General features: G+C 33.9%; 19 protein-coding genes and 1 pseudogene. 9 read left to right on the top strand and 11 right to left on the bottom strand.

Translation table 11 applies throughout. The annotated features are described in order from the left end of the window. Nucleotides 1-1,894, bottom strand: a pseudogene (locus ACIQ6Z_RS05365) (hypothetical protein); the annotation flags it as partial. Nucleotides 1,895-2,236: 342 nt separating this feature from the next. On the opposite strand from ACIQ6Z_RS05365, the gene uvrA reads away from it, so the two are divergent. Both uvrA and ACIQ6Z_RS05375 read left to right on the top strand, forming a co-directional pair. Then, a complete protein-coding gene (gene uvrA / locus ACIQ6Z_RS05370) occupies nt 2,237-5,032 on the top strand; it encodes an excinuclease ABC subunit UvrA (RefSeq protein WP_396209906.1) in 2,796 nt (931 codons plus the stop codon). After that, nucleotides 5,029-6,228: an LETM1-related biofilm-associated protein gene (locus tag ACIQ6Z_RS05375; RefSeq protein WP_396209907.1), complete on the top strand. Its 1,200-nt coding sequence runs from the start codon at nt 5,029-5,031 to the stop codon at nt 6,226-6,228. The genes uvrA and ACIQ6Z_RS05375 overlap by 4 nt, the downstream gene beginning before the upstream one ends. Here the strand turns inward: ACIQ6Z_RS05375 and can are convergent. The 3 genes from can to ACIQ6Z_RS05390 all read right to left on the bottom strand — a co-directional run bounded on the left by can (nt 6,225) and on the right by ACIQ6Z_RS05390 (nt 8,743). Further along, entirely contained in the window at nt 6,225-6,860 is a 636-nt protein-coding gene (gene can, locus ACIQ6Z_RS05380; RefSeq protein ID WP_396209908.1) for a carbonate dehydratase, read from the bottom strand. The genes ACIQ6Z_RS05375 and can overlap by 4 nt on opposite strands. A gap of 11 nt (nt 6,861-6,871) precedes the next feature. Next, entirely contained in the window at nt 6,872-8,458 is a 1,587-nt protein-coding gene (locus ACIQ6Z_RS05385) for a SulP family inorganic anion transporter (RefSeq protein ID WP_396209909.1), read from the bottom strand. Between the two features lie 63 nt (nt 8,459-8,521). Next, a complete protein-coding gene (locus ACIQ6Z_RS05390) occupies nt 8,522-8,743 on the bottom strand; it encodes a hypothetical protein (RefSeq protein WP_396209910.1) in 222 nt (73 codons plus the stop codon). 238 nt (nt 8,744-8,981) lie between these two features. Here ACIQ6Z_RS05390 and ACIQ6Z_RS05395 point away from each other — a divergent pair, with 238 nt between their 5' ends. Continuing rightward, nucleotides 8,982-9,923 (top strand): LysR substrate-binding domain-containing protein, encoded by a 942-nt coding sequence (locus ACIQ6Z_RS05395; protein ID WP_396209911.1) that lies wholly within the window; start codon nt 8,982-8,984, stop codon nt 9,921-9,923. A gap of 24 nt (nt 9,924-9,947) precedes the next feature. Here ACIQ6Z_RS05395 and ACIQ6Z_RS05400 read toward each other — a convergent pair whose 3' ends face one another. The 4 genes from ACIQ6Z_RS05400 to ACIQ6Z_RS05415 all read right to left on the bottom strand — a co-directional run bounded on the left by ACIQ6Z_RS05400 (nt 9,948) and on the right by ACIQ6Z_RS05415 (nt 11,926). After that, nucleotides 9,948-10,142, bottom strand: coding sequence for a hypothetical protein (locus ACIQ6Z_RS05400; RefSeq protein WP_396209912.1), 195 nt, complete (start codon nt 10,140-10,142; stop codon nt 9,948-9,950). A gap of 116 nt (nt 10,143-10,258) precedes the next feature. Next, entirely contained in the window at nt 10,259-10,921 is a 663-nt protein-coding gene (gene mnmD / locus ACIQ6Z_RS05405) for a tRNA (5-methylaminomethyl-2-thiouridine)(34)-methyltransferase MnmD (RefSeq protein WP_396209913.1), read from the bottom strand. 43 nt (nt 10,922-10,964) lie between these two features. After that, nucleotides 10,965-11,432 (bottom strand): hypothetical protein, encoded by a 468-nt coding sequence (locus ACIQ6Z_RS05410; protein WP_396209914.1) that lies wholly within the window; start codon nt 11,430-11,432, stop codon nt 10,965-10,967. After that, nucleotides 11,432-11,926: a DUF4920 domain-containing protein gene (locus ACIQ6Z_RS05415; protein ID WP_396209915.1), complete on the bottom strand. Its 495-nt coding sequence runs from the start codon at nt 11,924-11,926 to the stop codon at nt 11,432-11,434. The genes ACIQ6Z_RS05410 and ACIQ6Z_RS05415 overlap by 1 nt, the downstream gene beginning before the upstream one ends. Before the next feature lie 232 nt (nt 11,927-12,158). On the opposite strand from ACIQ6Z_RS05415, the gene ACIQ6Z_RS05420 reads away from it, so the two are divergent. Further along, a complete protein-coding gene (locus ACIQ6Z_RS05420; RefSeq protein ID WP_396209916.1) occupies nt 12,159-13,226 on the top strand; it encodes a branched-chain amino acid aminotransferase in 1,068 nt (355 codons plus the stop codon). 43 nt (nt 13,227-13,269) lie between these two features. On the opposite strand, the gene ACIQ6Z_RS05425 is transcribed toward ACIQ6Z_RS05420, so the two are convergent. After that, nucleotides 13,270-13,653, bottom strand: coding sequence for a hypothetical protein (locus ACIQ6Z_RS05425; protein ID WP_396209917.1), 384 nt, complete (start codon nt 13,651-13,653; stop codon nt 13,270-13,272). Nucleotides 13,654-13,728: 75 nt separating this feature from the next. Here ACIQ6Z_RS05425 and ACIQ6Z_RS05430 point away from each other — a divergent pair, with 75 nt between their 5' ends. Together ACIQ6Z_RS05430 and ACIQ6Z_RS05435 are read left to right on the top strand one after the other, a co-directional pair. Then, on the top strand, nt 13,729-13,917 hold the full coding sequence (locus tag ACIQ6Z_RS05430; RefSeq protein WP_396209918.1) for a hypothetical protein: 189 nt from the start codon (nt 13,729-13,731) through the stop codon (nt 13,915-13,917). A gap of 32 nt (nt 13,918-13,949) precedes the next feature. Further along, the gene (locus tag ACIQ6Z_RS05435) at nt 13,950-14,957 is read left to right on the top strand and encodes a GyrI-like domain-containing protein (RefSeq protein WP_396209919.1); all 1,008 of its coding nucleotides are present in this window, start codon (nt 13,950-13,952) and stop codon (nt 14,955-14,957) included. Nucleotides 14,958-14,961: 4 nt separating this feature from the next. On the opposite strand, the gene ACIQ6Z_RS05440 is transcribed toward ACIQ6Z_RS05435, so the two are convergent. Next, a complete protein-coding gene (locus ACIQ6Z_RS05440) occupies nt 14,962-15,684 on the bottom strand; it encodes a ThiF family adenylyltransferase (RefSeq protein ID WP_396209920.1) in 723 nt (240 codons plus the stop codon). A 33-nt stretch (nt 15,685-15,717) separates the two neighbouring features. Further along, entirely contained in the window at nt 15,718-16,365 is a 648-nt protein-coding gene (locus tag ACIQ6Z_RS05445) for a TatD family hydrolase (RefSeq protein WP_396209921.1), read from the bottom strand. A gap of 83 nt (nt 16,366-16,448) precedes the next feature. On the opposite strand from ACIQ6Z_RS05445, the gene ACIQ6Z_RS05450 reads away from it, so the two are divergent. From ACIQ6Z_RS05450 to ACIQ6Z_RS05460, 3 genes are all read left to right on the top strand, one after another. Next, nucleotides 16,449-17,696 carry an MDR family MFS transporter gene (locus ACIQ6Z_RS05450; RefSeq protein WP_396209922.1) on the top strand — a complete coding sequence of 416 codons (1,248 nt, stop codon included), beginning with the start codon at nt 16,449-16,451 and terminating at the stop codon, nt 17,694-17,696. A gap of 62 nt (nt 17,697-17,758) precedes the next feature. Further along, on the top strand, nt 17,759-18,118 hold the full coding sequence (locus ACIQ6Z_RS05455; RefSeq protein ID WP_396209923.1) for a BlaI/MecI/CopY family transcriptional regulator: 360 nt from the start codon (nt 17,759-17,761) through the stop codon (nt 18,116-18,118). Nucleotide 18,119: 1 nt separating this feature from the next. Next, a partial coding sequence (locus ACIQ6Z_RS05460) for a M56 family metallopeptidase (protein ID WP_396209924.1) occupies nt 18,120-19,299 on the top strand: 1,180 nt, incomplete at its 3' end.

A 19,299-nucleotide genomic window follows, 5' to 3' on the forward strand; every position in this document is an offset into this window, starting at 1 on the left:
TAACAGTTTGCCATGTATTACCACCTGGGTGAGAAGCAGAAGCGGCAACAATACCAGGTCCACCAACACCACCAGTAACTTTTACTAAGAACGTAATTGGATCAGCTGAAAGCACATCCATTGTCATGGTTTTTGAATCTGTTAAACTAACCAATGAAGTTAAATTTAAGTTGATACCTTGCCATACTTCTCCAGTAGTATTACCTACAATTTTAAGTACTTTAGTCGTATTTGAACCTGTTCCGTTTTCAACTACTGGCGCTGCCATTCCACCGAACGGACCTCCATTTACACCACCACTTTCAGTAGTTTCAAAACCTAATACAAGTGGAAGTTGTTGTGGAGCTTTCCAAAAATAAATATTGTCTAAATAAATATCAACTGGAACCGTACTTCCGGGACCGTTAGCTGCAAATTTCAATTGGAAAACATTGTTCCAAGTCATACCTGTAAATGAGGCTTTAGGAATATCTACACTATACCATTGTCCTTGGACATGATTTAAAGTTACCAAAAACTCTGCCGCACCCGTGCCATTATTAATTGGACTCACCTTAATAATTGAACTTGAAGGTGCAGCGTTACACCAAATATCAACGTGTAAGAATTCCATTGTTGATAAATTAGTCGCCGTCAATTCTGTACCTTGGTAATTGAAGTTGGTATACGCCAAAATATTATTCCCTGTAGTTACAGAAAACGTTGGATTTACCGCTCCAGATTGACCCCAACCTGGGTTCAAGTTTGTTGCGATAGTTGGATACGCATCACTAAAAATTGAAGCTACATTAGCTGCCAAATGTGTTGGTGTAGGAGCATTAGTTGGAGGCGAAGTTGGGTTAGCAGGTGCTTTCCAAAAATAAATATTATCTAAATAAATATCTACAGGAACCGTACTTCCTGCCCCATTAGCTGCAAATTTCAATTGAATAATATTATTCCAAGTCATTCCTGTAAAAGACGCTTTTGGAATATCAACACTATACCATTGCCCTTGAACATGATTAAGAGTAACTAATACTTCTGCTGCTCCAGTGCCACTATTAATTGGACTCACTTGAACAATAGAACTTGTAGGTGCAGCATTACACCATATATCAACGTGTAAAAATTCCATAGTTGATAAATTGGTAGCCGTAACTTCAGTACCTTGATAATTAAAGTTTGTGTAGGCTAAAATATTGTTTCCAGCCGTCACAGTATATGTTGAATTTACAGTACCGGTTTGACCCCAACCTGGGTTCAAATTGGTTGCAATACTTGGATACGCATCACTAAACACAGAAGCAACATTAGCCGCTAAACGAGTTGGCGTTGGTGCATTTGTTGTTGGAACAGTTGAAGGAGGAGTTTTCCAAAAATAAATATTGTCTAAATAAATATTTACCGGAACAGTACTTCCTGCTCCGTTAGCTGCAAATTTTAACTGAATAATATTATTCCAAGTCATACCTGTAAAAGACGCTTTAGGAATATCAACACTGTACCATTGTCCCTGCACATGGTTGATGGTTACCAAAGTCTCCGCTGCACCAGTTCCACTATTAATAGGACTAACCTGAATAATTGAACTTGTAGGCGCTGCATTACACCAAATATCAACGTGTAAAAATTCCATAGTTGATAAATTGGTAGCGGTAACCTCTGTTCCTTGATAATTAAAGTTTGTGTAGGCTAAAATATTGTTTCCAGCAGTAACCGTAAATGTAGGATTTACAGTACCGGTTTGACCCCAACCTGGATTCAAATTGGTTGCAATACTAGGGTAAGCATCACTAAAAACAGATACTACATTGGACGCCAATCTGGTAGGAGTTGGAGCATTTGTAGTGGGTTGTGCAAAACCTAGCGCACTGATGAGCAGGAATGCAAACAAATGGGTAATTTTTTTCATAATATTTAATTTAATTAGTTAAATGTTAACAATTGTAAAATTATTCAATAAAAAATGTAAACAATTATCATACTATATATACAAACTATACAATTCTACAAATAATCAATAATAAAATTATTAATGAACCATTTTTTAAAAGCATTGATAGTCAAATAGTTATAATTATTATTTATAAAAACTAATTATTTTGTATAGCTTATGTATAGTTATAAATGGCAATGAAATTTCCAACTACAACGTTTTCAAAAGAGCTAATTCAGTCAATAATTGGAATTAAGTAAAGATTTTAATTTTCTAACAACAGATTAATTATCTTTGCGAATCTATTTTTATTTCAAAATGACACTACCCGATTTTTCAACTTTAGATCCCAAAAAGAATATCTTAATAAAAGGGGCACAATTGCACAACCTTAAAAATTTAGATGTAGCCATTCCTAGAAATAAATTGGTAGTAATCACTGGGCTTTCGGGTTCTGGAAAATCAAGTTTAGCTTTTGATACGTTGTATGCTGAAGGCCAACGCCGGTATGTAGAAAGTTTATCGTCTTATGCACGCCAATTCCTGGGCCGATTAGACAAACCGAAAGTAGAATACATCAAAGGTATCGCTCCGGCTATTGCCATTGAACAAAAAGTAAATACGAGTAATGCTCGCTCAACCGTAGGTACATCTACTGAAATATACGATTATTTAAAATTACTTTTTGCACGTATTGGCAAAACCTATTCTCCAATCTCTGGAAAAGAAGTTAAAAAAGATACTATTACAGATGTTGTTTCGACTGTGAAAACGTTTGCTATTGATAGCAAATGGTTGTTGCTTGCTCCTATTCATTTGGAAGAAGGACGCGCTTTAGAAGACAAATTAAAAGTGTTACTCCAGCAAGGGTTTGCGCGTATTCTAGTCGACAATGAAACGTTGCGATTGGATGCTTTAGCTCCACATTCATTAGACAATAAAGATGCTTTATTAATAATAGATCGAATTGTAGTTAAAGAGGAAGAAGCATTTTTCAATCGCCTCTCAGACGCAGTTCAAACCGCTTTTTATGAAGGCAAAGGGAGCTGTTATTTACAAGAGGTTGACACACAAAAACGATTAGGATTCAGTAATAATTTTGAATTGGACGGCATCAACTTCTTAGAGCCCAATGTACATTTATTCAGTTTTAACAATCCCTATGGAGCCTGTCCTACCTGTGAAGGCTATGGTAGCATTATCGGAATCGATAGTGATTTGGTTGTTCCTAATACTGCCTTATCAATTTATGAAAATTCAATTTTCCCTTGGCGGGGAGAGAGCATGGGATGGTACAGAGACCAATTGGTAAACAATGCCTATAAGTTTGATTTTCCTATACACAAACCGTTTTTCGAACTTACTGAAGAACAAAAACAATTGATATGGGAGGGAAATTCCTACTTTACGGGACTTCATGATTTTTTTTCTGAATTGGAAGAAAAAAATTATAAAATTCAGAATAGAGTCATGCTTTCGCGATACCGCGGCAAAACCAAATGTCCCGTATGTAAAGGAAAAAGATTGCGCCCCGAAGCAAATTACATCAAAATAGCCCATCAAACCCTATCGGATTTGGTAGATTTACCTATTGTAAATTTGATTGCATTCTTCAATAGCTTGACGTTAAATGAATACGATGCAATAGTAGCTAAACGCTTGTTGATAGAAATTAACAATCGTCTTGACTTTTTGTCTAATGTTGGCTTGAGTTATTTAACCTTGAATCGGAATTCAAATTCTCTATCAGGAGGCGAATCACAACGCATCAATCTCGCTACCTCGTTAGGAAGTAGTTTGGTAGGTTCCATGTACATTTTAGACGAACCAAGTATTGGTTTGCATCCCAAAGACACTGAACGATTAATCGAAGTATTGAAAAACCTTAGAGATTTAGGTAATACTGTAATTGTGGTAGAACACGATGAAGACATCATGAAAGCTGCCGATATGATCATCGATATTGGTCCGGAAGCCGGTACACATGGAGGCGAATTGGTTGCTCAAGGCACCTATTCAGAACTTTTACAAGCCGATTCACTAACTGCCAACTATTTGAAGGGAAAAGAAGCTATTCTAGTACCAAAAACCCGTCGTGGTTATAAAAACTATATTGAAGTAGTTGGGGCACGTGAAAACAATTTGAAAAACGAAAATTTTACGTTCCCATTAGAATGCCTAACAGTCATTACCGGAGTATCTGGTAGCGGTAAAAGTACCTTAGTTAAAAAAATATTATTTCCTGCATTACAAAAAAAATTAGAAGGTGTTGGTGAAAAAGCAGGACAATTCACTTCTTTAGAGGGTAGTTTTTCACACATTAAACATATTGAATATGTTGACCAAAATCCAATTGGGAGAAGTTCACGATCCAATCCAGTTACTTACATTAAAGCTTACGATGACATACGTGATTTGTATGCAAAACAGAGTATTTCAAAATTAAGAAACTACCAAGCCAAACATTTTTCTTTTAATGTTGACGGAGGTAGATGTGAAGTTTGTAAAGGCGATGGCGAAGTGACTATCGAGATGCAATTCATGGCCGATGTGCATTTAGAATGTGAAACCTGTAATGGAAAACGATTTAAAAAAGAGGTCCTTGAAGTCACTTTTGAAGGTAAAAATATTGATGACATTTTAAAAATGACCATTGACGAAGCGCTCCTGTTCTTTACGGCACAGAATCAAATTAAAATTACTCAAAAACTTCAACCATTAAAAGATGTAGGATTAGGGTATGTTCAATTGGGACAGTCTTCTTCTACCCTATCTGGAGGTGAAGCGCAAAGGATCAAATTGGCTTCATTTTTAGTAAAAGGAACCATCAAAGACAAAGCCTTATTTGTGTTTGACGAGCCCACTACGGGCTTGCACTTTCATGATATTAAGAAATTACTGGCTTCTTTTGATGCCTTACTAGACAAAGGCCATTCCATTATTGTTATTGAGCATAATTTGGACTTGATCAAATGTGCCGATTACATTTTAGACATTGGGCCGGAGGGCGGTGAAAACGGAGGTCATTTGATGGCATTTGGCACGCCTGAAGAAGTCATCAAAAATAAAAAATCAATCACAGGCATCTATTTAAAAGAAAAATTAAAAGCATGATCAACCCTTCTGCAAGTGGATGGATAGATAAATTTTTAGTCGGAAATCAAGAACATATAATTGATTTTCAGGACGATTATTTGGCTTTTTATGACAGTTGTAGAAAAAGCGGTTTTATTTATGGTTATGTTGTAGATATTCCATTGAACGAACCTATTGAATCTAAAAAATGGTCGTATGATGAAATCACAAAAGTTGGATTTTTAAATGCTTTATATGCTGTTTTTACTTTAGAGCATAAGAGTAATTCGCCAACGAATTTTTTGATTTCTCTATATGAGTTTTATAAAATAATCCAGCCAGAGAACCTCAATTTCATCAAAAAAATGCTGCCCGAAAGTTCTAAAAGTGCTCGATTGGAACAAATTATTGACGAACGCATTCAAACCAATCAGAATAGCTTGAGCAAAAACTTTTCGCACATTATTACAAATGCACTTTTATTTATTGATGTTATTGCCTATCACTACTTTTTAAAAAATACTGATTTGCCCAAAGATTATTTAAAAAATATTGAATCAGACTGCATTAAAATTGTTTCATTAGCATTGACCATCAAACCACATAAATCCAAATATGATGAATTGGTGATAAAATTGTTTGAAAACTCCATCCGATATACAAAATTCGCTACCGTTGACACCTTAGATCTTGAGTCACTTAAACTGCAAAAGCATACAGAACTTCTGGAACGTTTGTACCTGTTAGATATTGCTCAAATGGCACTATGGAGTGACCAACAATTGGAAAAAAGTGAAATTGTGTTCTTAAATGCTATCCGTACTGATTTAGATCTTAGTCATGAACTATTGAAGAACAGTATCGATAGCATGGATCTTTTTATAAAAAAATACAAAGATGAAATTCCCTTTTTCAACTATTCGAATCCGATTAAACATTTTTACGATCAAGCCAATAAAAATGTAACCAAATTGATCATTCGAAATAAAGATCGATTGAGTAAAGAAATTAAAGAAAGTGGTGAACTGATGCAGCTCTTAGCCAAATCTACAGCAAAAGATCTTTCAAAAGAAGAAAAAAAGAAAGTAAAAAAACAGCTACTCGATATATGCAAAAGCATACCCTCTTTAACTATTTTTTTACTTCCTGGTGGCAGTCTATTACTACCAATATTGATCAAATTTATACCTCAATTATTGCCTTCAGCTTTTAACGAAAATTTAGAAGACGATTAGAATTTTAATTGGTATACATCGTCCAAGTCTTTATCACAACTAAAGTTAACACCTAAATCGGTTACATAACCGTCATTAAGTCCATAGACCCAACCGTGTAATGATAAATTTTGACCATTTTTCCATGCATTTTGTACAATAGAAGTTTTTGCCAAATCCATCACTTGCTCTTTTACATTAACCTCTACAAAAGTATTGAATCGCTCTTTTTCATCAACAATAGCATCCAATTCCTTTTGATGAAAACGATACACATCTTTAATGTGACGAATCCAATTATCAATGATTCCAATAGAACTGTTACCCATTGCCGCTTTTACACCACCGCAACCATAATGACCACATACAATTACATGTTTTACTTTCAAGGCATTTACCGCATAATCCAACACGCTTAACATGTTCATATCAGAATGAATAACCATGTTTGCAATGTTGCGATGCACAAAAACCTCTCCGGGTTCGGCTCCAATAATTTCATTGGCGGGAACGCGACTATCGGAACAACCTATCCATAACAATGGCGGACTTTGTCCTTCCGCCAAATTTTTAAAATAATCCGGGCTAATGGCCAATTTCTTTTCTACCCAGTTCTTATTATTGTCTAATATTTTTTTATAAAACTCACTCATTTTTAAGTATATTAATTGTTTTGGTCTTTATTTTTTACGTGTTTAAACTCCGTATTATCAACAGTATAGTTTTCTTTAAAACCTTTCAAAGTTAATTTAATTTCTTTATCTATGGCAGTTACATTTCTAAAATCTTTTAGCATCTCAACCACATCAAAATCTATATATTTTGTATTCGTTGCATCTATAATTACAACTGCTTTTTCTGGAAGATCCCCTAGCGTACTTTTAATAGCAGCTTTATTTAAAAAAGATACTTCTTGGGCTAGTTTAATTGTAATTACATCACCATCATGCAACGATTCCTTTTTAAAAGAATAGGCAATTTTTAAATTCTGATACAAGATGAATAAAATACTTACCCCAAGTCCTATGGCAACCCCTTTTAACAAATCAATTCCAACTACTGCAAAAACAGTAATTATAAAAGGAATAAATTGAGAAAAACCATTTTTCCATAAATGAATAAATACGGAAGGTTTTGCTAATTTATAACCGACCATTAATAGCACTGCTGCTAAAGCTGATAGTGGAATTTTATTAAGAATAAATGGAATGGATAATGCGAATAAAATCAATAATACGCCATGAAAAATAGTAGCTAATTTTGTTCTACCTCCCGAATTAATATTGGCAGAAGAACGAACAACAACCGATGTCATTGGCAAACCTCCCAATAAACCACTAACAATATTCCCAACTCCTTGCGCCTTTAACTCCCTATTGGTGTCGGTGAAACGTTTGAAGGGATCTAATTTATCAGTTGCTTCAATACACAATAACGTTTCAATTGAGGCTACCGCAGCAATTGTAATGGCTACGATCCATACTTTTTGATTGGTTAACGAACTAAAATTTGGCCACGCAAATCCATCCTTTATTTCATTAAATGAAGGCAGGTTGACCAAATGATTTTTTGTTGTGATTGCTAAAACAGATCCCGATTTAATAAATAGTTCATTCAAGATAATACTCAAAACAACTACAACTAATGCACCGGGAATCATTTTAATTTTCTTTAAAGCCGAAACTTTATCCCAAGTAATTAAAATAGCTAAAGACAAAAGTGCTATTATCAAAGCTCCTCCATGAATAAAATTAATGGATTCTAATAATGTATCAAAAGTACTATGTCCTGATTTTTCAATAAAAAAGAAATCACCTTCATTATCTACATCATGACCAAATGCATGAGGAATTTGCTTTAAGATAATGATGATTCCAATCGCGGCAAGCATACCTTCAATTACACTTGTTGGAAAATAATTAGAAAAACTGCCCGCGCGTGCAAATCCTAATCCAATTTGGAGTAAACCCGCTATAATAACGGCCACTAAAAAAACGTCAAAACCTCCCAAATCAGTTATTGCAGTTAACACTATAGCCGTTAATCCTGCAGCTGGACCGGTCACACTTAAAGAAGAATTACTCAAAAATCCTACCATTACCCCTCCAACAACTCCAGAAACAATACCCGAAAACAAGGGTGCTCCAGAGGCCAAAGCAATACCTAAACACAAGGGCAAGGCTACTAAAAAAACGACTAAACCTGAAGCAAGATCTCCTCTTACATTAGAAAAAATAGAATGATTACTCATAAGAAATATATAATACATTATTACTTTATCGCTTCACTTTGTGTTGCGATTTAAAACATTGCACTATACGTTATCTGGAGGTGGCGAAAAAATTTGATGAGCAAGATTGGTGAAATTTGAAAATGTGCTCGTGCTAATGGAAATAACACTTTTATTTTGAAGCAGTGAATAATTAAAATAAAGTTCTGATAAAGCAACAGATTTAATTTCATCAAATGAAACTATATTTTCCTCTTCTTCTGAAACCGTGTAAAAATAAGAAGTGTCTTCACCTTTATCGATCATACTAATAATTGTAGGCATTGATAAAAACGAAGTAAAAAAAAGCAAAAATATAATGCATAAAAATTTCATATCACAAAAATAACAAAAATTAATGATAATTGTATGAAAATTAATAAACATTACAAAAAAATATACCGTCAAACTAAAATTGTTATACCTGTTCTATTTAATAAATTTAAGATTAAAACTATCAGTACAATTGATAGTTTTTTATATTTGCATAAAAATAAACAATACGATGACCATAACTCAATTACATTATGTTTTAGCGGTTGCTGAATATAAAAACTTTACACTGGCTGCCGAAAAGTGTTTTGTAACCCAACCCACATTAAGCATGCAAATTCAAAAGTTAGAAGATGAATTAGATATCTTAATTTTTGACAGAAGTAAAAAACCTATAGTATTGACCGAAGTAGGAGAAAAAATAGTCAACCAAGCTAAAAATATTGTCAATGAAGCCGGTCGCATTAAAGATATTGTTGATCAACAAAAAGGGTATATTGGTGGTGAGTTTAAAATTGGTATCATTCCAACCATTATGCCTACACTACTCCCTATGTTCTTAAACAACTTTATTAAGAAATATCCTAAGGTAAATCTTATAATTGAAGAACAAACTACGGAAGAAATCATTAAGAAGTTAAAAAATGGACATTTAGATTGTGCGATTGCAGCAACTCCTTTAGAAGAAGATCATTTAAAAGAAATTGTTCTCTACTACGAACCTTTCGTTGCTTATCTGCCCGAAAATCATAACAGTTTACAAAATAAAGAAATTACAATAGATGAATTGGATTTTGACACTATTTTGTTGTTACAAGACGGTCACTGCTTTAGAAATGGAATTTTAAATTTATGCAAAAACAATAAATACATAGCAGATAATCATTTCCAATTGGAAAGCGGTAGTTTTGAAACTTTGATTAAATTAGCCGATGAAGGATTAGGAACAACCCTATTACCCTATCTTCATACATTAGACTTAAACGATAAAAACAAAACCAAGTTAAGAGCCTTCGAAGACCCAAAACCCGCAAGAGAAGTTAGTTTGATCTATCCTAAAAACGAATTAAAATTACATATTATCAATGCATTACGCGATGTAATTTCAGGAGTGGTTAGAGGAGCCATCACTTTTAGTGATGTTAAAATCATCAGCCCGAAACCCAATAAATAAAAAAGGCCCGATATCGGGCCTTTTTTATTTAATATAAACTAGACATTGTTTTAATTCTGGTTTTTCTACAGTGTACTCTAGGAGCCAATCGCGAAGCAATTCGATTTCGTAAGGAAGTAAATTTTTAATTGCTTTTTCTAATTCCTTACAAAATAATTTTGCATCAAAACTAACACGTTCCAGAATAGATTTCGTATAAATAAAAGCTGTTCGAGGCATAATCACTAATTTTAACAAGTTATTATAAAATAAGAACTTTTCGTAAAATTAATAAAATAAAATCAGTTATTTAAAACACTATTGTTAAAAAAAATGCTAAAATTTTGCTAAAATTTTTATGCTTTGGTAGCTCTTAGCATTTCGCGTTTACCCGGCGCACCTGGTAATTTTTCAATTGTAAACCCGGCAGCCAACATTGCGTTTTTAATAACGGTTCTACAAGCATAAGTTACCAAAACACCTCCAGGCAACAATGCTTCATACATTTTAACAAAAATACTTTCACTCCATAATTCAGGCTGTAGCGGATAGCCAAAAGCATCAAAATAGATTATATTAAATTGATTCTTATCGGTAATATCCTGAAAAAATTGTTGCCGTTTTGTCAAACTAAATTGACGCGTAATTACATTTTCATGTTCCCAAGCTGTTGCATGCATCTTTTCAAAAATGGAAGCGTACTGTAGCGCATTTAATTCCGATACATAATTCATGTGCGCTAATTCTTCGGATGAAACTGGATAAGCTTCAATACCAACATACCGTATTTTATCTTTTTGAAATGTTTCCAAAAAAGTAATAAAGGCATTTAAACCAGTACCAAAACCAATCTCCAAAATTGCAAGCTCCGAATGATATGAAAAACAATCTAATCCATTCGCAATAAACACATGTTTGGCTTCTTGAATGGCACCGTGACTGGAATGATAATTTTCATCCCAATCTGGAATTCGAATGGTGGTTGAACCATCGCCGGTAATGAGAATTTCTCTTTTCATTTTACAAAAAAAAGGTTTAAGAACAATCTCAAACCTAAGACATTTATTTAATGTATAATTTTTTTATCCTTGCTATTGGTCCACCACATTTTACTTCGTGACAAGCTATGCATTGATCAACCATAGCATTAAACGTTTTTATAGTGTCTTTTGTGGTATATATTTCCATTTGTTTGGTAATGAATTTATCGGACTGTTCCATAAAAAAAGCATCTCGATCCTTACCTTTAGTAAACGATGCTTTTTCAATAGCTAAAAAATGCATCGGAAATTTTCCCAAAGTATCCTTTTTTAGAATGCGTGCTTTTAAGCGTTCATTATCGACATACATTTGCTCCATAAGAACCGCCATTTCTGACATTTCATACATTTTAAAATCACCTTTATCCTCAGAAAGTGAATCTTTGCTTTGAATTTCGATACCAAAAACTTCAACGGTCTCATTTTTTGAGCGTTTTTCACATGAAAAAAAAACTACACTAATTCCTAAAAAATAAATTATTTTTTTCATCATTTAGCAATTAATACACCGTGTGCTAAAAACTTGAATTCTTTTTTAGGAGCTACAATACTATCAATCGCTGCTTTTGATTTTCCTTCATCTTCTGCATAATGTTTCAATTCGGAAATGGGCGTTTCTTCAATAAAAGCTTTTCCTTCCACAATTACATCTCTTTTTTGAGCATTCATCGGAACAAAAAAACCATAATCTTTAAATTTCACAAAAGCCTCTGCTCCGTCGGCTAAATCCAATGTCATCCAACAACCTTTATTTTGACAAATTTCATGAATTGTAGATTTAAATTTTACGGAAAGTGTGTCGCCTTCTTTTAAGGAAGTAAACTTCTCCATCATTTCAGCGGAAGATAGCGCTTGTTCAGTGGATATAGAATCTCCAAATTTTGCATAGGAAACTGTTGCCTCTTTTGCAGGTACTTCTTTTTTTGTTTCGCAGCCAATCGTTAAACTTACTAATGCAAATGCTAGGATTACTCTCTGTATCATTTTGAAATAATTTATACACAAAAATACCATATTTTTTGAAATGAAATTCGAAAACAAAAGAAATATCGTTCTATTAAAATAATACTCCTTGAATCTCTATGTTGTCAAGGAAAAAAGAAGTTTGCTAATATTTCTACTCCCATTACATAATTAACCATTCAATTTTTAGTAAGTTTGCAAAATATTTATCAAAAACCAGTTTATACTGGTGATTTAAACTACTTTTTTCACAATGGAAGTAACCACTTTAAATGATATTGAAATTATTTCAGCTTCAAAAACTAAAATTAACAGTGTTGATTTTGAAAACCTAACTTTTGGAAACGTCTTCACGGACCACATGTTAATTTGTGATTTTAAAGACGGTAGTTGGCAAAAACCAGTCATCCAACCTTATGCTCCTTTTACTATAGATCCATCAGCAAAAGTATTTCATTATGGTCAAGCCATTTTTGAAGGTATGAAAGCATACAAAGATGAAGAAGATGCCGTATGGTTATTTCGTCCAGAAGAAAACTTTCATCGCTTCAATAAAAGTGCAACGCGAATGGCAATGCCCGAAGTCCCTGAAGCTGTTTTTATGGGAGGATTAAAAAAATTATTACAACTTGATCAACAATGGGTAAAAAAAGGAATTGGCAATACCTTGTATATACGGCCCTTTATGATTGCAACTGGTCACGGCGTAATTGCGGCTCCTTCACATGAATATCGTTTCATGATAATTTTATCCCCTGCTCGTTCGTATTACTCGGGTGAAGTAAAAGTAATTATTGCTGAACATTTCAGTCGTGCTGCAAACGGAGGTATTGGTGCTGCTAAAGCTGCGGGTAATTACTCGGCACAGTTTTACCCAACCAAATTGGCAAATGATAAAGGGTTCCAGCAAATTATTTGGACGGATGACGCCACACATACCAAGTTGGAAGAAGCAGGAACCATGAATGTATTTTTTAGAATAAACGATACTTTATTTACAGCACCAACTAGCGAACGTATTTTAGATGGTGTAACTCGTAAAAGTGTTATTGAATTGGCTCAGAGAGAAAAAATTAATATTGAAGTTCGGCCCGTATTAGTGGAAGAATTGATAGCAGCAGCAAAGAACGGTTCACTTAAAGAAATTTTTGGAGCAGGTACTGCAGCTGTAATAAATCCTATCGTTGGATTTTCATACCAAGACACTTATTTTGAATTGCCTCAATTAGAGCATTCAATGGCTATAGATTTAAAAGAAAAACTAACCAATATCCAACATAAATTAGCAGAAGATACTTTTGGATGGACTGTTAAGGTGTAAGAATTTAGATTAAAAAAAGCGATTTCAATGAAATCGCTTTTTTTTATTTTAATATAGCTGAAAAATTGGGTTTGAAATAATTCGGCCCCTTCATTACTTTTCCATCTTCACGGTAAATTGGTTTTCCATCTTCACCCAACTTACTCATATTTGAACGTTGAATTTCATCAAATACTTCTTCAATTTTATGTTGCAAGCCGTGTTCTAAGATCGTACCGCATAATATGTATAACATATCCCCTAAAGCATCTGCAATTTCAACAATATCATTGTTTTCAACTGCTTCCAAATATTCTTCGTTTTCTTCTTTCATCAAATTGAAACGAAGTTCGTTCTTGAGTTTTCCTAAATCGGCTTTCATTTCAGTGCTAACACCTAAACCATAGGTTTCGTGAAATATTTTCACAGCATTTAATTGTTTTTGCATTTCTTCTAAATTTATTTAACGAAAAATAGAAATTTTGAACCTAATTAATCCTTATTTTTGTAAAAATTTTTCAATATGTTTTCAACAGGCCAAATTTATTTTGCGGTATTTTTCATCCTAACTTTTGTAATTACAATGATTGCGGTATACAGAAAAGATTTGAAAGTGATGAAACCTTTTTACAAAGGAACATATTGGGTATTGATCGGTTTTATAGTATTTATTGGACTGCTCTTTTTAATCAAATTCATAATGAAAGAATAATTTTCTTACATTTGAAAAACAAATTCTAAATAATGAGAATTCTTAAATACTTATTTTTATTATTTCTAGTACTCTTCATCGCTTTTGTGGTCTTTGTGGCTACACAACCCGGTGATTATAAAATCATGCAATCCAAAGAGATTGCTGTATCAAAAGAAGAAGTATCAAATTTTATTGCCAATACTAACTCTTTCAACGATTGGAGTCCTTGGGAAGCTGATGAAGCTATAATTACCAATACATCCCCATCAACTTCCGATTCGATATTACAAAAAATAACGATCAATGAAGAAGTAAGCCAATCTTCTTTTCATTTCCAATCGACAAAAAAAGGAACACTAGTGACCTGGCAAATGCAAGGTACATTAGATTTGAAATCAAAAATATTGAGTGTTTTGAATGGTGGTGCTAATCCTGTTATTGGTTCGCAATTAGAAGAGGGTCTAAAAAACATCAATTATTATTTGGTGAATGAAATTGGTAATTATTCCATTAAAACAAATGGATTAGTAACCCAAAAAGCAACCAATTACATCCAACAACAGTCTACATGTGCCGTAAAAGATTTTGAGATTAAATCGAAAGCGATGTTACAAAACATGATCTCGTTTGTAACAAAAAATAATATAAAAACAACCGGACTACCATTTGTTCGCTACACCACAAAGAAATCTCCAGATCAAAAAACAGCTTTTGCTATTTGCATTCCAGTAGCAGAACGCATATATACTATGGAGGGTAGTCAAATTTCTGGTGGCCGTTTTGAAGCTTTTGACGCGGTTAAAATAACATTAACTGGAGATTACTCTCACAATGATAAAGCTTGGAAAGCTGCTCGCGGTTTTATGAATAAAAATAAATTAACAGAAGATTCTGCCGAAAAGGCAATCGAATTATATAAAGTAAGTTTACCCAAAGAGCGTAAACCTTCAAAATGGGTGACTGAAATCTATATTCCGGTGCAAAAAGAGCGCAAGGAACCCCAACCTGAGGTGGTTGAAAGTCCCACTACAGAAGTAGTAGAAACTCCCGAGCAATAGATCGTTATTTTTCTTTTCCAATCAAATGCTTTACCACCGTTTCAGCGGCATGTAAGCCAAACAATGCAGGCATCCAACTGTTGGTACCATAAAACGATTTCTTAAAATTTGATCCGTCGGTGGTTTTAATACTGGAATAATCTGGCCGTTCATACGAATAGACCACTTTTACTCCTTTTGAAATTCCTTCCAATTTAAGACGCTTTCTGACGTTTTTTGCCAAAGGACAATATTCGGTTTTACTGATATCACGTACTTTTACTTTTTCGGCTTCAAACTTACCACCCGCACCCATATTGCTGATTACTTTTACTTTTTTGCGTTTGCAAGCAACTATTAAATTGATTTTTGGTGTAACACTATCAATACAATCCAATACATAATCAAACTCTGGCGAAACCAATTCAAAGGCACGTTCGGGAGATAAAAATTCTTCGATACGGGTGAGTTTTAATTCGGGATTGATATCCAATAACCGATCGCCTACAATTTTAACTTTAGGTGCACCAACTGTACTGTGCAAAGCTGGCAATTGGCGGTTAATATTGGTAATGTCCACTACATCCCCATCGACAATGGTCATGTTTCCTACACCAGCTCGGGCTAAAAATTCAGCAGCAAAACTACCTACACCACCCAAACCAACAACCAATACATTGGCATTTTCTAACTTTTGAATGCCTTCTTCTTTAAATAATAAAACCGCTCGTTCTTTCCACTTTGCCATACTACTTGTTGGATCGTAAAATTGATTAATTGATTAACTAAAAATTCTTGAAAAATTATTAAAAACTAAAGTTTTCATCTCCGCTATCGAAATTTCTTTAACGGCTGCCGCTTTTTCATATACCATATATATCGATTCTTCGATGGTATCCGTTTCAAACAAAATTTTATTTTCGGGTGCAAATTTAAGCACTTTTTCTAATTCTTGATTACGCATTAAATATTTTCCAAAAGAAAGATAAAAGCCATTGTTTAAAAGTGATTGTGCTACTTGTATATTTTTTGAAAATCCGTGAACAATCATGGGATTTTCTATCTTCATTTCTTTCTTGATGGCAATCATTTCTTCATAAGCTGCTACACAATGCAGCACTACAGGCTTATTCGTTTGTTTAACGATCTCTAATTGCTTTCTAAAAACACTCACTTGTAGATCCATAGGGATATCAATTCGTTTGTCTAGACCACATTCTCCCATAGCTAAGCAAGGCGCCAACTGCAATTTTTCAGCGATACTATCTAAATCAGCTGCCAAACGATTTTCATCAATATACCACGGATGGATTCCTATTGAATACATTGGAATCGAAGCATCAAACGCCCAAGGATATTGATTGACCACTTCTATCACCTCGGTGTCGTTTGAAAATTGATGGGTATGTAAATTAATAAATTTAGACATGATACTAATTTTTACAAAAATATATAATTTAGTTCACAATGTAATTGGTTCTGCTTTTGTAAATTTGCCGCTCAAACTATTGTATGCTACAACGCGCCCTTCAAAAATACTTCAACAACTTTAAAGGATTTTCTAGAGAGATTTGGATTTTAGCCTTGATTACTTTTATTAATCGTGCGGGTACGATGGTTCTCCCCTTTTTATCAAAGTATTTAAAGGAAGATTTACATTTTTCATATAGTCAAGTCGGCTGGATTATGGTGAGTTTCGGAATTGGCTCCATGCTGGGATCATGGTTAGGTGGAAAATTATCTGATAAAATTGGTTTTTATAAAATCATGATATTTAGTTTGCTAACTAGTGGTATTGGTTTCTTTATCTTACAAACAATTACCAGTTATCATGGTTTATTGATTGCCATTTTCTTTATCATGGTGATTGCAGATATGTTCCGACCTGCCATGTTTGTTTCACTGGGAGCCTATGCAAAACCCGAGAACAGAACCCGAGCTTTAACACTGGTGCGTTTGGCCATCAATTTAGGATTTGCAGCCGGACCTGCGTTGGGCGGTTTGTTGATTATGAGTGTGGGCTATAAAGGATTGTTTTGGGTAGATGGTGCAACTTGCATCATAGCTATACTTATTTTTTGGGCAAAAGTAAAAGAAAAGAAAAAATCGGCTTACACCGATAAAGAACATCCGGGTGAGGTGCTGACGCATTCTGTGTTTAATGACGGACCCTTTTGGATTTTCTTAATGATTTGCTTGATTTCAGGCATTATGTTTTTTCAATTGTTCACCACGATTCCTTTATATCATAAAGAACAATTTAACTTATCTGAACTTCAGACAGGTCTGCTCTTAACCTTCAATGGCGTGCTCGTTTTCTTTGTTGAAATGCCACTAGTGAGTTATATTGAACGGAATAAAATAAATAAGTTACGCGCTATTAACCTTGGCGGATTATTAATGACCATTAGTATGTTTTTGTTACTTGTAAACAATTGGGTAGGCATTTTAATCGTAATGATGCTATTCATGACCTTTGCCGAAATGTTTGCCTTTCCTTTCTCCAATTCCTTTGCCATGAGTCGCGCACCAAAAGGACATGAAGGACGTTATATGGCTATTTTTACCATGACGTACAGCTTTGCGCACATCTTAAGTGCCAAAACCGGCATGACGCTTATCGACCATTATGGATACCAAGCCAACTGGTTCTTCATGGGAACCCTCGGATTTATTAGTGTACTGTTGGGTTTATGGGTGATTAAATTGGTTAACAAAAAACCAATTGAACTTCTTAAAACTAAAAATTTAGTTAAATAACTATAAAAATAGTTGTATAACTAAAAATATAGTTTACCTTTGATTTATCAAAACGATAAGTCATGCAAAAACTAACCAACAAAGAAGAAGAAATTATGCACATTTTATGGAAGCTAAAAAAAGCTTTTGTAAAAGAAATCCTAGAAGAAATTAGCAATGAGAAACCTCATTACAATACACTTTCAACCATTGTTCGCAATTTGGAAGAAAAGGGTTATGTGGGTTACCATGCTTTTGGAAAAACACACCAGTACTTCCCTATTGTTAAGATAGAAGAGTACAGAAAAACGTTTATGAATACTGCTATTGATAATTATTTTAATAGCTCGTACAAAAATTTAGTTTCCTATTTTGCTGAAGAAGATAAAATTTCGGCTGAAGAACTTCGTGAGATTTTAGCGCTAATCGAAAAAAAGAAATAGCATGGAAAATCTATTGCTCTATTTTATAAAGGCAAACGGACTCATCATTTTATTTTATTTGATGTATGTGTTATTCCTGCGAAAAGAAACGTTTTTTATTTCGAATCGGTGGTATTTTATCATCGGATTACTATTGGCGTTGGCGTTACCTGTTATCAAGTTTACCAAAACCATTTGGGTGGAACCAACACCTGTTGCAGCATTTTATCAAGAACAAGTTCCAACAAGTAGTACATTAACCGAAATCCCAATACAAGAAAACCCAGTTGATTGGTTGTTGATCGTACTGTGTGCCTACCTTATAATTTCGTTTTTATTTCTATTGAAAATTGGAATGGAATTGATTTCGTTTTTCAAAAAAATTCAACATCAAAACAAGCAAAAAGAGAGCAATTATACCTTGGTAGATTCTGATGCGATAGAAAACCCCTTTTCGTTTTTCAATTACATCGTCATCAATAAAAACAGGTTTTCCGAAGCAGAAATAGAACATATCGTAACACACGAACGCATTCATGTAACACAAAAACATTCGATTGATGTCGTAACTGGAAAACTATTTTGTGCGCTATTTTGGATCAACCCTATTGTTTGGTTCTATCGAAAAGCCATGCTGCAAAATCTTGAATTTATTGCAGATAGCGCAACCGTTCAGCTGATCGAAAACAAATACGAGTACCAAAAAACATTATTAAAAGTGGTGACCCGGCAACATGACTTGTCTATTACCAATCAATTTTATCAATCATTAATCAAAAAACGAATCGTTATGTTACACACAAATCAATCCCACAAAAGAAATGCTTGGAAGTATGCAATTGTTCTTCCCTTAGTAGTTAGCTTTATGTTATTGTTTCAAATTGAAACCGTGGCGCAAGTAAAAGAAAACTCAAAAGAGGCAGCATATGCCGTTGCACAGGTATCTTTTTCTTCAATTCTAACCAAAAACACCACCGATAAAGAGTTGCAAGAATTAGAAAAGACTTTTTCAGATGAAAAATATAAACTTAAAATATCAAAAGTTAAGCGAAATAAAGAAGGAGAAATTATTGGCATAAAACTTTCTTTTGATTCTGGAAAAACCTACAATCGAATTTTGGAAAGAAAATCAACTGAACCTATTGACGATATTAAAATTTTTATCAATTCTGATAAAGATGATGATACAACTTGCGGTTTTG

It is taken from the genome of Flavobacterium sp. (assembly GCF_044376915.1).
Lineage (GTDB): Bacteria > Bacteroidota > Bacteroidia > Flavobacteriales > Flavobacteriaceae > Flavobacterium.

Excerpts from the sequence above, each read along its gene's own strand:
- uvrA (WP_396209906.1), top strand. The coding sequence starts at position 2,237 with ATGACACTACCCGATTTTTCAACTTTAGATCCCAAAAAGAATATCTTA.
- ACIQ6Z_RS05375 (WP_396209907.1), top strand. The coding sequence starts at position 5,029 with ATGATCAACCCTTCTGCAAGTGGATGGATAGATAAATTTTTAGTCGGA.
- can (WP_396209908.1), bottom strand. The coding sequence starts at position 6,860 with ATGAGTGAGTTTTATAAAAAAATATTAGACAATAATAAGAACTGGGTA.
- ACIQ6Z_RS05385 (WP_396209909.1), bottom strand. The coding sequence starts at position 8,458 with ATGAGTAATCATTCTATTTTTTCTAATGTAAGAGGAGATCTTGCTTCA.
- ACIQ6Z_RS05390 (WP_396209910.1), bottom strand. The coding sequence starts at position 8,743 with ATGATCGATAAAGGTGAAGACACTTCTTATTTTTACACGGTTTCAGAA.
- ACIQ6Z_RS05395 (WP_396209911.1), top strand. The coding sequence starts at position 8,982 with ATGACCATAACTCAATTACATTATGTTTTAGCGGTTGCTGAATATAAA.
- ACIQ6Z_RS05400 (WP_396209912.1), bottom strand. The coding sequence starts at position 10,142 with ATGCCTCGAACAGCTTTTATTTATACGAAATCTATTCTGGAACGTGTT.
- mnmD (WP_396209913.1), bottom strand. The coding sequence starts at position 10,921 with ATGAAAAGAGAAATTCTCATTACCGGCGATGGTTCAACCACCATTCGA.
- ACIQ6Z_RS05410 (WP_396209914.1), bottom strand. The coding sequence starts at position 11,432 with ATGAAAAAAATAATTTATTTTTTAGGAATTAGTGTAGTTTTTTTTTCA.
- ACIQ6Z_RS05415 (WP_396209915.1), bottom strand. The coding sequence starts at position 11,926 with ATGATACAGAGAGTAATCCTAGCATTTGCATTAGTAAGTTTAACGATT.
- ACIQ6Z_RS05420 (WP_396209916.1), top strand. The coding sequence starts at position 12,159 with ATGGAAGTAACCACTTTAAATGATATTGAAATTATTTCAGCTTCAAAA.
- ACIQ6Z_RS05425 (WP_396209917.1), bottom strand. The coding sequence starts at position 13,653 with ATGCAAAAACAATTAAATGCTGTGAAAATATTTCACGAAACCTATGGT.
- ACIQ6Z_RS05430 (WP_396209918.1), top strand. The coding sequence starts at position 13,729 with ATGTTTTCAACAGGCCAAATTTATTTTGCGGTATTTTTCATCCTAACT.
- ACIQ6Z_RS05435 (WP_396209919.1), top strand. The coding sequence starts at position 13,950 with ATGAGAATTCTTAAATACTTATTTTTATTATTTCTAGTACTCTTCATC.
- ACIQ6Z_RS05440 (WP_396209920.1), bottom strand. The coding sequence starts at position 15,684 with ATGGCAAAGTGGAAAGAACGAGCGGTTTTATTATTTAAAGAAGAAGGC.
- ACIQ6Z_RS05445 (WP_396209921.1), bottom strand. The coding sequence starts at position 16,365 with ATGTCTAAATTTATTAATTTACATACCCATCAATTTTCAAACGACACC.
- ACIQ6Z_RS05450 (WP_396209922.1), top strand. The coding sequence starts at position 16,449 with ATGCTACAACGCGCCCTTCAAAAATACTTCAACAACTTTAAAGGATTT.
- ACIQ6Z_RS05455 (WP_396209923.1), top strand. The coding sequence starts at position 17,759 with ATGCAAAAACTAACCAACAAAGAAGAAGAAATTATGCACATTTTATGG.